This is a genomic window from Pseudomonas sp. Irchel 3E13, from assembly GCF_900187455.1.
Lineage (GTDB): Bacteria > Pseudomonadota > Gammaproteobacteria > Pseudomonadales > Pseudomonadaceae > Aquipseudomonas.
The window spans coordinates 139,503-152,135 of record NZ_FYDX01000015.1 but is presented as its reverse complement, the minus strand read 5'-3'; the positions used below and the strand labels follow the sequence as shown (position 1 = coordinate 152,135).

13 protein-coding genes are annotated in these 12,633 nt (G+C 63.8%); 5 read left to right on the top strand and 8 right to left on the bottom strand.

Features of this window, described 5'->3' with window-relative positions; all coding sequences use genetic code 11:
• The first annotated feature begins 93 nt into the window (after nt 1-93).
• A complete protein-coding gene (locus CKW37_RS24650) occupies nt 94-1,005 on the top strand; it encodes a LysR substrate-binding domain-containing protein (RefSeq protein ID WP_095158832.1) in 912 nt (303 codons plus the stop codon).
• A gap of 82 nt (nt 1,006-1,087) precedes the next feature.
• Here the strand turns inward: CKW37_RS24650 and leuD are convergent, their stop codons facing one another.
• The 3 genes from leuD to CKW37_RS24635 form a co-directional block, all read right to left on the bottom strand.
• The gene (gene leuD, locus CKW37_RS24645) at nt 1,088-1,696 is read right to left on the bottom strand and encodes a 3-isopropylmalate dehydratase small subunit (RefSeq protein WP_095158831.1); all 609 of its coding nucleotides are present in this window, start codon (nt 1,694-1,696) and stop codon (nt 1,088-1,090) included.
• 1 nt (nt 1,697) lies between these two features.
• Nucleotides 1,698-3,119, bottom strand: a complete 1,422-nt coding sequence (gene leuC / locus CKW37_RS24640; RefSeq protein ID WP_095158830.1) for a 3-isopropylmalate dehydratase large subunit — start codon at nt 3,117-3,119, stop codon at nt 1,698-1,700.
• A 160-nt stretch (nt 3,120-3,279) separates the two neighbouring features.
• Nucleotides 3,280-4,053 carry a helix-turn-helix domain-containing protein gene (locus CKW37_RS24635; RefSeq protein ID WP_095158829.1) on the bottom strand — a complete coding sequence of 258 codons (774 nt, stop codon included), beginning with the start codon at nt 4,051-4,053 and terminating at the stop codon, nt 3,280-3,282.
• A gap of 166 nt (nt 4,054-4,219) precedes the next feature.
• Here CKW37_RS24635 and CKW37_RS24630 point away from each other — a divergent pair, with 166 nt between their 5' ends.
• Nucleotides 4,220-5,437: an MFS transporter gene (locus tag CKW37_RS24630; protein ID WP_095158828.1), complete on the top strand. Its 1,218-nt coding sequence runs from the start codon at nt 4,220-4,222 to the stop codon at nt 5,435-5,437.
• Nucleotides 5,438-5,479: 42 nt separating this feature from the next.
• Here the strand turns inward: CKW37_RS24630 and CKW37_RS24625 are convergent, their stop codons facing one another.
• From CKW37_RS24625 to CKW37_RS24615, 3 genes are all read right to left on the bottom strand, one after another.
• Nucleotides 5,480-7,150 carry an MFS transporter gene (locus CKW37_RS24625; RefSeq protein ID WP_095158827.1) on the bottom strand — a complete coding sequence of 557 codons (1,671 nt, stop codon included), beginning with the start codon at nt 7,148-7,150 and terminating at the stop codon, nt 5,480-5,482.
• 435 nt (nt 7,151-7,585) lie between these two features.
• On the bottom strand, nt 7,586-7,900 hold the full coding sequence (locus CKW37_RS24620) for an AzlD family protein (RefSeq protein ID WP_095158826.1): 315 nt from the start codon (nt 7,898-7,900) through the stop codon (nt 7,586-7,588).
• Nucleotides 7,890-8,606: an AzlC family ABC transporter permease gene (locus tag CKW37_RS24615; RefSeq protein WP_218241362.1), complete on the bottom strand. Its 717-nt coding sequence runs from the start codon at nt 8,604-8,606 to the stop codon at nt 7,890-7,892. Before CKW37_RS24615 ends, CKW37_RS24620 begins: the two co-directional genes overlap by 11 nt.
• Before the next feature lie 149 nt (nt 8,607-8,755).
• Between CKW37_RS24615 and CKW37_RS24610 the strand changes: the two genes are divergently transcribed.
• Nucleotides 8,756-9,655: a LysR family transcriptional regulator gene (locus CKW37_RS24610; protein WP_095158825.1), complete on the top strand. Its 900-nt coding sequence runs from the start codon at nt 8,756-8,758 to the stop codon at nt 9,653-9,655.
• A gap of 34 nt (nt 9,656-9,689) precedes the next feature.
• Here the strand turns inward: CKW37_RS24610 and CKW37_RS24605 are convergent, their stop codons facing one another.
• Both CKW37_RS24605 and CKW37_RS24600 read right to left on the bottom strand, forming a co-directional pair.
• The gene (locus CKW37_RS24605; protein WP_095158824.1) at nt 9,690-10,139 is read right to left on the bottom strand and encodes an NUDIX hydrolase; all 450 of its coding nucleotides are present in this window, start codon (nt 10,137-10,139) and stop codon (nt 9,690-9,692) included.
• Between the two features lie 110 nt (nt 10,140-10,249).
• The gene (locus CKW37_RS24600) at nt 10,250-10,801 is read right to left on the bottom strand and encodes a hypothetical protein (RefSeq protein ID WP_095158823.1); all 552 of its coding nucleotides are present in this window, start codon (nt 10,799-10,801) and stop codon (nt 10,250-10,252) included.
• Nucleotides 10,802-10,989: 188 nt separating this feature from the next.
• On the opposite strand from CKW37_RS24600, the gene CKW37_RS24595 reads away from it, so the two are divergent.
• Both CKW37_RS24595 and CKW37_RS24590 read left to right on the top strand, forming a co-directional pair.
• Nucleotides 10,990-11,736 (top strand): sulfite exporter TauE/SafE family protein, encoded by a 747-nt coding sequence (locus CKW37_RS24595; protein ID WP_095158822.1) that lies wholly within the window; start codon nt 10,990-10,992, stop codon nt 11,734-11,736.
• Between the two features lie 65 nt (nt 11,737-11,801).
• Nucleotides 11,802-12,614 carry an NYN domain-containing protein gene (locus CKW37_RS24590; protein WP_095158821.1) on the top strand — a complete coding sequence of 271 codons (813 nt, stop codon included), beginning with the start codon at nt 11,802-11,804 and terminating at the stop codon, nt 12,612-12,614.
• Nucleotides 12,615-12,633 lie beyond the last annotated feature (19 nt).

Genomic DNA, 12,633 nt, shown 5'->3' with positions numbered 1-12,633 from the left:
AGTGGCGACGCTGCCGAATCCGCGGCTCGGAGCGTCGATAAAGGAATGCTATCCTTCGCGTTTAGTGGAATAAACGTGCAAACCATAAGAGCCATGAACACACATCGTATCGAATCGCCGTTACCCGAAGACCTCCGTGTGTTCCTCACGGTGATCCGCAAATCCAGCTTCGCCGGGGCCGCCGACGAGTTGGGCCAATCTCCGGCCTATGTCAGCAAACGCATTCGCATCCTCGAAGAAACCCTCGGCACCCGCCTGCTGCACCGCACCACAAGGCGCATCGCCCTGACTGAAGCCGGCGAGCGCACCCAGCGCTGGGCGATCCGCATTCTCGATGACCTGGACGATTTCGTCGGCGAACTGACCGAAGCGCGCAAGGCGCCGCGGGGCATGCTGCATATCTGCAGCAGCTTCGGTTTCGGTCGCAACCACGTGGCCCCGGCGATTGCCGGGCTCAGCTCCGTCTACCCCGACCTGGAAGTGCGCCTGGACGTGTTCGACCGGGTGGTTGACATCGTCGCCGAGGGCTTCGACCTGGAAATCCGCGTCGGCGACGACATCCCCGGCCAGCACATCAGCCGCAAGCTGGTGAGCAACCGCCGGGTGCTCTGCGCCACCCCGGAATACCTCGCCGCCCGCGGCACGCCGAAGACCCTCAAGGACCTCGACGACCACGACTGCCTGGTCCTCAAGGAGCGCAACAACCCGTTCGGCGTCTGGCACCTGGAGGGTGGCGGGCGGGAAGAATCGGTGCGGGTAAGCGGACCGCTGTCGTCGAACAACGGCGAGATCGTCCTGCAATGGGCGCTGGGTGGCAAAGGCATCCTGCTGCGCTCGCTGTGGGATGTGCGACCGCTGCTGGAACAAGGGAAGTTGGTGCAGGTGCTGCACGACTACACCCAGAGCGCCAACGTCTGGGCGGTGTACCCGACACGGCTATCGGACTCGGCGAAATTGCGGGTGTGCGTGGAGTTTCTGGAGCGGTATCTGCGGGATCAGCCGTGAGTGTCGGGTCGATATAGAAGCATCGCGAGCAAGCTCGCTCCTACAGTAGGAGCGAGCTTGCTCGCGATTAGCACCGAACCGCTCACGCCAGCCAGGGATTGGCCCGCAAATGCGCCGCTTCGAAATCCCGAATCTGCGCCGTGCGCTGCAAGGTGCTGCCGATCGCATCCAGCCCCAGCACCAGCGATTCCTTGCGCAACGGGTCGATGTCGAAACCGATGGTCTGCCCGTTGCGCAGGCGGATTTCCTGGGCCGGCAGGTCTACGCAGATCTCCGCGTCCCCCGCGCCTCCGACGATTGCGCCGATCTCCTGCACCTGCTCTTCCGGCAACTGGATCAGCAATACGCCGTTGCGCTGGCAGTTATCGAAGAAAATTCCGGCAAAACTGCTGCCGATCAGCGCCCGGATCCCGAGCTGCTTGAGCCCCCACACCGCATGTTCACGGCTCGACCCACAGCCAAAGTTCGGCCCCACCACCAGGAACCGCGACCACTGCCACGGCGCCTGATTGAGTACGAATGCCGGGTCGGGCTGGCCGTCTGGCAGAAAGCGCAGGTCGAAGAATACGCCACGGTCCAGCCCGGCCCGGTCGATGCCTTTGAGGAACTGCTTGGGCATGATCACGTCGGTGTCGACGTTGGCGGCGAGCAAAGGCGCGGCGGTGCCGCAGACGCTATCGAAAGGTTGCATGTCAGGCCTCCAGGGCGAAGTGGCGAACGTCGGTCAGGTAGCCGCTGACCGCGGCGGCGGCGACCATGGCCGGGCTCATCAGGTGGGTACGCGCCCCGGCACCCTGGCGGCCCTCGAAATTGCGGTTGGTGCTGGAGGCGCAGCGGTCGCCGGCGGCCAGCACGTCGTCGTTCATCGCCAGGCACATGGAACAGCCGGACTGCCGCCACTCGAACCCGGCCTCGCGGAACACCTGCGCCAGGCCCTCGGCTTCCGCCTGGTCGCGGACCAGGGTCGAACCGGGGACGATCATCGCCCGCACCGTAGCCGCGACCTTGCGCCCGCGCACCACCCGCGCGGCGTCGCGCAGGTCCTCGATCCGCGCATTGGTGCACGAGCCGATAAAGGCGTGGCTGATGGCGATCTCGTTCAACTGGGTGCCGGGCTCAAGGCCCATGTAGCGCAGCGCGCGTTGCAGGTCCTGGCGGCGGATCAGGTCGCTTTCCAGGTTCGGGTCCGGCACGCGCTCGCCGATGGGCGCCGCCTGGTCCGGGCTGGTGCCCCAGGTGACCATCGGTTCGAGTGCCGCGGCATCCAGTTCGACCTCGCGGTCGAACACCGCGCCGGGGTCGCTGTACAACGCGCGCCAACGCGCCACCGCCTGCTCCCACAACAGGCCACGCGGGGCACGGGGTTTGTCCTTGAGGTAGGCGAACACCTTGTCGTCCGGCGCCATGAAAGCACCGCGCGCGCCCGCCTCCACCGCCATGTTGCAGATGGTCATGCGCGCTTCGACGCTCAGCGCGTCAATCGTCGGCCCGGCGAATTCGATGGCGTAGCCGGTGGCCCCGGCGGCGCCGATGCGGCGGATCAGGGCCATGATGATGTCCTTGGACGTCACTCCCAGCCCCAGCGCGCCGCGCACGGTGACACGCAGGGTTTTCAGGCGCTTGTAGACCAGGGTCTGGGTGGCCAGCAGGTGTTCGATTTCCGACGTGCCGATACCGAAGCCAAACGCCCCCAGCGCGCCGTAAGTGGTGGTGTGACTGTCGCCGGCCGCGACCACCATGCCCGGCAGGATGAAGCCCTGTTCCGGCGCCACCACATGCTCGATGCCCTGACGCTTGTCCAGCACATCGAACAGCTCGATGCCGAAGTCCCGACAGTTCTCCTCGAAATACGACACCTGCCGCGCCCCGCCGGCATCCGGCATCGCCGCGCTGCGCTGCGGCGTGGTCGGGTTGACATGGTCGACCACGCACAGCGTCGCCGAAGGCCGCCACACCGAGCGCCCCGCCTCACGCAAGCCGCTGAACGCCTGCGGGCTGGTGTACTCGTTGGCTACCTGGCGGTCGATGTAGAGCAGCACATGGCCGTGGTCGTCGAGGGCGCAGACAGTGTGGGAATCGATGTGCTTGTCGTAGAGGGTTCTCGGGCGGTTCATGGCAGGTCTCGCGAGTGATTGTTATGCGTGTCCGCGGACACGGTGCGCGGCCCCGCGTGAAGGGCCGGCCTGCCAAGAGGATCATTCAATGCGAATAAGGCATCAATGTGGCGGATGGAATATCAGGATTTACGAAATGTGCGCAATCGGTGCCACATCCCTAACGAAAAAACTGACTCGGCGTCCGCCCGAAATGCTTCCTGAACATCGCCGTGAACGCACTCGGGCTGTCGTAGCCCAACTCCCCCGCCACATCGATGATCTTCTCGCCCACCGCAATCCGCTCCAGCGCCAGCAGCAACCGCGCCTGCTGGCGCCATTGGCCGAAGGTCATGCCGGTGTCTTTGCGGAACAGGCGCTGGATGGTTTTTTCGTCGAGGCCCAGGTGCGCGCTCCAGTCCGCCAGGGTGGAGCTGTCGCCGGGGTTGCGCCGCAGCGCCGCGCAGACGGCGCACAAGCGCGGGTCGCGGGGTTGCGGCAGGTTCAGCGGCAAGGTCGGCAGGATTTCCAGTTCGTCGAGGATCAGGCGCATCACCCGCGCCTCGCGGGAGTCCGGCGCGTGCGGGTGACGCATCCCCACCGAGACTTTGATCAGTTCACTGAGCAAGGTCGAAACGCTTACCGCGCAGGTCTCGGCAGGCAGGTCGAATTGCGCATCGGGCTGGACGAACACGCTGCGCATCTTCACCGCGCCGACACAGCGAATCGAGTGCTCCTGCCCCTTGGGCATCCAGATCCCGCGGCTCGGCGGCACGGTCCACTGGTTCAGGGCCGAGTGCACCACCATCACGCCTTCGATGGCGTAGATCAGTTGGTGCTTCTCGTGGGAATGCGGCGGGATCCACCAGTTTTCCGGGTAGTCGGTGGCGCTGCTGCTGACCGTCCAGTCGGCCTGGTCGATGGCACGGAGAAATTCATCCAGTGGTCTGATCATCTTGCCCTTTTCTCGACAGTCGTCTCCCGAATCGCGTGAGACAGGCATTCGTCCGGCGCCTAGCATAGCCCTCGTTCCACTCGATCCTGAACCCCCGTGAGCGCATTTCTTCGCCGGCCGCAGTGCCGACAGCGAATGCGCCGCGCCTTGCCCCGGAAGGTCCAGCATGTCCACCAGTAGTACCGCGTCACCCTTCTCCACCGCGTCGGTCGCGAGCCAGGCCAGCCCCTTGGTCATGCGCGTGATTGGCGCCTGCGCCCTGGCCCACTTGATCAATGACCTGATCCAGGCGGTGCTGCCGTCGATCTACCCGATCCTCAAGGCCAACTACGGCCTGAGCTTCACCCAGATCGGCCTGATCACCCTGACCTTCCAGCTCACCGCCTCGCTACTGCAGCCCTGGGTCGGCTACTACACCGACCGTCATCCCAAGCCCTGGCTGCTGCCGACCGGCTCGATCTGCACGCTGATCGGCATTCTGTTGCTGGCCTTCGTCGGCAGTTTCGAGTCGATCCTGATCGCCTCGGCGCTGGTTGGCATCGGCTCGTCGACCTTCCACCCGGAAGCCTCGCGTATCGCCCGGCTGGCTTCGGGCGGTCGCTATGGCCTGGCGCAATCGACCTTCCAGGTCGGCGGCAATGCCGGCAGCGCCTTCGGCCCGCTGCTGGCGGCGGCGATCATCATTCCCTATGGCCAGGGCCACACCGCCTGGTTCGGCCTGTTCGCGCTGTTTGCCATCGGCGTGCTCTACGGCCTGAGCCGCTGGTATCGCCAACACCTGACGCTGTTCAAGCTGAAGGCCGGCAGCCAGGCCACCCACGGCCTGTCGAAAGGCCGGGTGACCTTCGCCCTGGTGGTCCTGGCGCTGCTGGTGTTCTCCAAATACTTCTACATGACCAGCTTCACCAGTTACTTCACGTTCTATCTGATCGAGAAGTTCGACCTGTCGGTGGCCAGCTCGCAGCTCTACCTGTTCCTGTTCCTCGGCGCGGTCGCGGCCGGCACCTTCTTCGGCGGACCGATCGGCGACCGTATCGGCCGCAAGGCGGTGATCTGGTTCTCGATCCTCGGCGCCGCGCCGTTCACCCTGGCGCTGCCTTACGTAGACCTGTTCTGGACCAGCGTGCTGAGCGTGGTGATCGGCTTCATCATGGCCTCGGCGTTCTCGGCCATCGTGGTCTATGCGCAGGAACTGGTGCCGGGCAATGTGGGGATGATCGCGGGGATCTTCTTTGGCCTGATGTTCGGCTTTGGCGGGATCGGCGCGGCGTTGCTGGGGTATCTGGCGGATATCCACGGCATCAATGAGGTGTACACGCTGTGCTCGTACCTGCCGTTGCTGGGGATCCTGACGATTCTGTTGCCTTCGACCAAAGGCGTGTGAAGCTCATGGCCTCATCGTTGCGATGAGGCCATGAGCCCGGCCTCAAGCGATATCCCGATCCTTGGTTTCCGGCAGGAAGAAGGTGCCAAGGATCGCCGTCATCACCGCAATGACGATCGGGTACCACAGCCCGTAGTAGATATCACCGGTCGCCGCGACCATGGCGAACGCCACGGTCGGCAGGAAACCGCCGAACCAGCCGTTGCCGATGTGGTACGGCAGCGACATCGAGGTGTAGCGGATCCGCGCCGGGAACAGCTCCACCAGCCAGGCGGCGATTGGCCCGTAGACCATGGTCACGTACAGCACGAGGATGGTCAGCAGCAACAGCACCATCGGGTAGTTGGTCTTGGCCGGGTCGGCTTTTTCCGGGTAGCCGGCGTCTTTCAGCGCGGTGCCGAGGGTCGCGGTGAAGGCGTCGTTGGTGGTCTTGAAGTCCGCCGCCGGCATGCCGGTGCCTTCGAAGCTGGAGATCACCTTGTCACCAATCCGTACCTGCGCCACCGTGCCCGCCGCGGCTTTCTCGTTGACGTAGGGAATGGCTTTTTTCGCCAGCACGGTCTTGGCGAGGTCGCAGGAGCTGGTGAAACGCGCCTTGCCCACCGGGTCGAACTGGAACGAACACTGCGCGGGATCGGCGATCACCGTCACCGGGTTCTGCGCCTGGGCGCGGTAGATGTCGGGGTTACCGAATTCGGTCAGGCCCTTGAAGATCGGGAAGTAGGTCAGCGCCGCGAGGATACAGCCGGCCATGATGATTTTCTTGCGGCCGATGCGGTCGGACAGGCTGCCGAACAGGATGAAGAACGGCGTGCCGATCAGCAGCGAACCGGCGATCAGCAGGTTGGCGGTCTGCGGGTCGATCTTGAGCATCTGCAGCAGGAAGAACAGCGCGTAGAACTGGCCGGTGTACCAGACCACCGCCTGCCCCGCCGTGCCGCCGAGCAGCGACATGATCACCACCTTGAGGTTGTCCCAGCGGGCGAAGGATTCGGTCAGCGGCGCCTTCGACGCCTTGCCTTCGGCCTTCATCTTGTTGAATACCGGCGACTCGTGAAGCTGCATGCGGATGTACACCGAGACGATCAGCAGCAGGATCGACAACAGAAACGGAATCCGCCAGCCCCATTCCTCGAAGGCCTCGGTGCCGAGCACCGTGCGGCAGGCGAGGATCACCAGCAGCGAGAGAAACAGACCGAGGGTCGCGGTGGTCTGGATCCACGAGGTGAAGAAACCGCGCTTGCCGGGTGGCGCGTGCTCCGCGACGTAGGTCGCCGCCCCGCCGTACTCGCCACCCAGCGCCAGGCCCTGCAACAGGCGCAGGGTGACCAGGATGATCGGCGCCGCCACACCAATGGTGGAATAACTGGGCAGCAGCCCCACCACGGCGGTGGAGACACCCATGATGACGATGGTGATGAGGAAGGTGTGCTTGCGCCCGATCATGTCGCCCAGGCGGCCGAAGAAAATGGCGCCGAACGGTCGCACCGCGAAACCGGCGGCGAACGCCATCAGGGCGAAGATGAAGGAGGTGGTTTCGTTGACGCCGGCGAAGAAATGCTTGGCGATGATCGCCGCGAGAGAGCCGTAGAGATAAAAGTCGTACCACTCGAACACCGTACCGAGGGACGAGGCGAAGATCACCTTGCGTTCCTCTTTGGTAATACCGCGCCTGGGCTCGCTGCCAGGGGTCGTACTGTCGACTGCCGCCATGATTTTCTCCGTCTTGTTCTAGTAGGCCGGAGCATCCCGCTATCCTTTCGCACGCACTCTGGCCAAGAGAGGCTGATGACTTCGGATCACGGACTGCGCCGGGCCTTTGGAACAGGCGGCGGCCTCGCGTTTTTGCACGCACGCTTGAAGCATAATCAGCCTTGGCGAGATATCCAGTCGCCATCACTGATGAAGGAGCAGCTCTTGCGCCTGATGGCATGTGTAGGAGCGAGCTTGCTCGCGATAAGGCGTGTCACCTGTCGAAAACGCGCCTTGGCGAGGATGTCGTCGGAGCGGTGAGCCTTACCCACGGCCGAGTCCATTTCTGAAAACCGCCCGCTCCTCTGTGGGAGCCGGCTTGCCGGCGATAGCGCCCTCATCCCCCACACGTGCGCGAGCATTAAAAACTATCCGCCTCGCCCCCCTAAACCCCACTCAAACCGCCAAGTGACGAAACACCGCCGCCGCAACAACCCCCGCAGCAATCGCCGGCAGCGGCTTCTTCACCAGCAGCATGACCACCGCCGTACTCGCCAGCGCCACCCGCGCACCGTTGTCGCCACTCACCGCCAGCGGCGTCAACACCGCCACCAGCACCGAACCCGACATCGCGCCGATAAACTGCTGCACGCGGTGGCTGATGGGCACGAAGGACATCACGAACACCCCACCCCAACGCGTCGCCAGGGTCACCAGCGCCATGACCAGAATGATCAGCAGCGGACCGTTGCCACTGGTTTCAATGCTCATGTTTCTTCTCCATCCACAGCGCCCCGACAATACCGCCGGCCAGCGCGCCGACCACCACATGACTGTTTTCCGGCAGATACCAATAGGCCAACAGCGCGGAACCGGCCGCCACGGCCCAGATCAGCAGCATGCGCAGGTTCTTCTGCCCGCCCACCACCATCGCCAGGAGGAAGCAGCCCATCACCATGTCCAGGCCCCAGCTCACCGGGTCGCTCACCAGGTTGCCGAAATACAGGCCGAGCCAGGTGCCGAGAATCCAGGTGGTCCACAACGCGATACCGCCGCCCAACAGAATGCCCAGCCCCGGTTTACCGGCGGACAGCGCCTGCATCGACATCGCCCAGTTGGCGTCCGACACCACCAGCATCACCCCGTAGCGCCGCGCGAGTGGCAGTTCACGCAGCCACGGATACAGCGTGGCGCCCATCAACAAGTGCCGGGCATTGATGGCGAACACCGTGACGATCAACGGCACCAGCGGCACCTGCGCGCCCCACAGGTCCAGCGCGGCGAACTGCGACGCGCCGGCGAACACCAGGGTGCTCATCCACATGATCGAAACACCGTCCAGCCCGGTTTGCGCCGCAGCCAGGCCAAAGGCCAGGCCGAAGACGACGACGAACATGGAAATGGGCAGCAACTGCTTGAAGCCGCCCCAGACTTCATTGAACCCCAGCTCCGTGGAGCCCTTGGCAACCGACAACACAACTACCTCCTCATCTGGCGATCTCTTGAATGGAACGCTACGTTCAAGCCTGTACGGACGCCGGCCACTATCCTCCAGACACACGTTCGCGAAAAGCGCATATTATTCGCCGCAGCTATTTGTTAATCGAATACGAGAGGCCGCTTTCCATGCAGGACCTGCAGATCGACTGGCTCAAATGCTTCGTCGCCGTGGTCGATACCGGCTCGCTATCCAATGCCGCGCCCGAAGTGCACCGCTCGCAGTCGGCGGTGAGCATGCAGTTGAAAAAGCTCGAAGCCGCGGTGGGCCGGCAACTGCTGGTGCGCGATTCGCGCCAGCAGCAACTGACGCCCGACGGCCAGGTGCTGCTGGGCTATGCCCGGCGCATCCTCGACCTGCACAGCGATGCCCAAAACGCTTTCAGCGGCGACGAACTGACCGGCCGGATCCGCCTTGGCGTGCCCGACGACTACGCGGCCAGGTACCTGACCCCGGTGCTCAAACGCTTCGCCCTGCGCTATGGCGCGGTGGACATCGAGCTGGACTGCGAACAGTCCACCGCGCTGATTCCCCGGGTCGAGAACGGGGAGCTCGACCTCGCCCTGATCTCCCGCGATCACCCACGGCGCGGCACTTTGCTGTTTCATGAGCCGTTGGTGTGGGTCGGCTCGCCGCAGTTCGACGTCTGGCGCCGCGACCCGCTGCCCATCGCCACCTACGAAAGCACCAACCTGGCGCGGCGCTGCGCCATTCACTCCCTGGCGTTGCAGGGTCGCGATTACCGGGTGGTCTACAACAGTTCCAATTTGGCCGGGCAGATTGCCGCGGTGGAAAGCGGCCTGGCCGTCGCCGTGCTGACCCGCTGCAGCGCGCCGGAGCACTTGGAAATCCTCGGCGCGGAACACAACCTCGGGCCGCTGGAGCCCATGGAAGTGGCGGTGTACCGCAGCCGTGCTTCGCAGGGATCGAAGCCGGTGGACAGCCTTTATGGGTTGTTGATCAAGACGTTGAGAGCGGGCAATCGCGAGCAAGCTCGCTCCTACCGGATGGCGGGCAGCGCGGAGTGAATCCGCGGGCGCGCGTTTGCTCGCGATGGGCCCGCTAATCCTTGCTCGCCAGCGCCAGCATCTCCAGCAACCGTTCCGGATAAACCGTCGCCCGCGTCGCGCGCAGCTCCTCCACCGACCACCAGTGATGCTCCGCCATCACCCGCGTCTCATGGTCGGTCCAGCCCGCGCGGGACAACTGCTGCGAAGACGCCCGCACGACAAAATACTGCTCCACCGAAATCACGTCCTCGCCGCTGGGCAGGCGCATGACGAAGCGCCGATCATCCACTGGCTCGCCAACGTCGCTGACCTCGATGCCGGTTTCCTCGAACAACTCACGAATCGCCGCCTGCCGGAAGCTCTCGTCCTGCTCCAGTCCGCCACCGGGCGTGGCCCAGTGATCCTTGCCCGCCAAGGCGTCGTCCGTGTGGACGAACCTGAACAGCAGCACTTCCTGACCCGGGCTGATAACCAGCAACCGCGCCGACTTTCTTTCACGCATGACGGGATTTCCCAGACTCGTTATTAGAAAAACTGATTTCGCATTCGCGCTATTCATCGCGGCTAATGCCGAGCGTGGTGATCGAGCGGGTGATGGTCTGAACGAAGGACTCAACGGCCCTTGGTGTGCGCGTCGAAATCCTCGAGCACTTTGAAGTGCTGGCGGACCCACTGCTGGCACTGTTTGCACAGCGGCTTGTACTGCACCGAATTGCCGATGATTTCGTAGGACGCGATGGTGATCACATTCGCCCGCACCCCGTTCATCAACAGGTACAGGGCCAGGTTGCCTTCCGCGCAGTTGTGGGTGGCCCAGGTTTCGGCGGAAACGATCGCCGGTCCAGTGAGCCGGCTGCGGTAGGTCACCAGATGCTGGTTGGCCATGGTGGTGAGCCGGGCCGTCACGTCGGCCGCGCTCAAGGTGCCGCCGCCGTGGCCTTCCGCGTTGAGCGTGGTGCGTAGCAACTTGCGCCCGGTATCGCCGCTGATGCCGACGAAGGTCTTGCGCTCCTGAGCGTCGCGCGCCCGGCCGCTGGATTCAGTCCTGCCCAGCGCAGACACCCCGACACAGACACAGGAAGGGTTGCCGTACTCGGCAAAGTACCCCTTCGCCAGATCCTTCATTTCCTTGATGACGTTCTTTCCGGTGATCGAGGTTTTCATACTGCGCGGTCCTTGATGTGGCTATCCAATGCCCAACAGTGCCGGCCCATTCGCACCCCGATACCACAGCGCGCCAAAAGCAGCCGCACAAGCGTTTGGCAATCTAACTGCATGGCCAATTGCTAGCAACGCTTATCTTGGCGGCGAGGAAAATGCACTATATTGGTGCCTTCACAAGGAGAAGTGGCATGGAATCGATTTATCTGGTGGTTGCCCTGGGGGCGGTGGTCGCGGGCTTCGTTCAGGGACTCTCCGGGTTTGCCTTCGGCCTGGTGGCGATGTCGTTCTGGGCCTGGGTGCTCGATCCAAGGCTGGCGGCCACCCTGGCCGTGTTCGGCGCCCTGCTCGGCCAGATTGTCGCGGCGGTGTCGGTACGCCGGGGCTTCGATTTAAAGCAACTACTGCCCTTCGTCCTCGGCGGCCTGCTGGGCATCCCGCTTGGCGTTGCATTGCTGCCGCAACTGAACATGGACTGGTTCAAAGCGATTCTCGGCACCCTGCTGGTGGTGTGGTGCCCGGTGATGCTGATGGCCCGGCGGCTGCCGGTCATCTCGTTCGGCGGTCGCCTGGCCAACGGCGGTGTCGGTTTCGCCGGTGGCATCATGGGCGGCCTTGGCGGCTTCACCGGCACCCTGCCGACGCTGTGGTGCACACTGCGCGGCTATGATCGCGACACCCAGCGCTCGATCATCCAGAACTTCAACCTGTCGATGCTGCTGGTGACCATGGCCACCTACCTCGGCACCGGGATCGTGACCCGCGACATGTGGCCCATGTTCGCCATCGTCGCCCCGGCCATGCTCATCCCCAGCTTCCTTGGCACCCGCCTGTATTTCGGCATCAGCGATGCCCAGTTCCGGCAGATCGTGCTGAGTCTGCTTACTGCGTCCGGGATCGCGCTGCTGGTGTCTTCCGTGCCTAGGCTTTTGTCCTAGACGTTTGCTGTCGCTGTCCCGCACATAATTACCGGCACCCTTGCCACCAGCCCCAAGGATGATCCATGGCCATCACCCACTCTTCCCACACGCAAAAGCGCCTGGCCGTCCTGATCGACGCCGACAATGCCGCGGCGAGCATCGTCCAGGGGCTGTTCGAGGAAATTGCCAAATACGGCATTGCCAACGTCAAGCGTATCTACGGCGACTGGACCGGCCCGCAACTGGGCGGCTGGAAAAAGGTGCTGCTTGAGCACTCCATCCAGCCTATCCAGCAGTTCGCCTACACCAAGGGCAAGAACGCCACGGACAGTTCGTTGATCATCGACGCGATGGACCTGTTGTACACCCGGCGTTTCGACGGTTTTTGCCTGGTGTCGAGCGACAGCGACTTCACCCGGCTCGCCTCGCGCCTGCGCGAGGAAGGCCTGACCGTCTATGGCTTTGGCGAGGAAAAAACGCCGAAGCCATTCGTGGTCGCCTGCGACAAGTTCATCTACACGGAACTGCTGCACGAGGGCGTTCCCGGCACGCCGGGCAATGGCAACAGCCGCCCCGAGCCGGAAGCGGTGGCGACCCCGGAAGCACCGAAAAACGACAGCAAACCCACCGCCCGCAAACCACCCAAAGCCCCGGTGGGCTTCATCGCGAAGATCCTGGATGACATCGCCGACGAAGACGGCTGGATTCAACTGGGCGCACTGGGCACCAACATCAGCAAGCTGCGACCCGACTTCGACCCGCGTACCCACGGCTACAAGAAACTCAGCGACCTGATCAAGGGGCACCCCGAGCATTTCGAACTGCAAACCCGGACAACCACGGGAACAGGCGGTTCGGTCATCTACGCCCGCCATCGGCAGGCAGACAAGGCCTGAGCGGGCGGGCGCAATACCC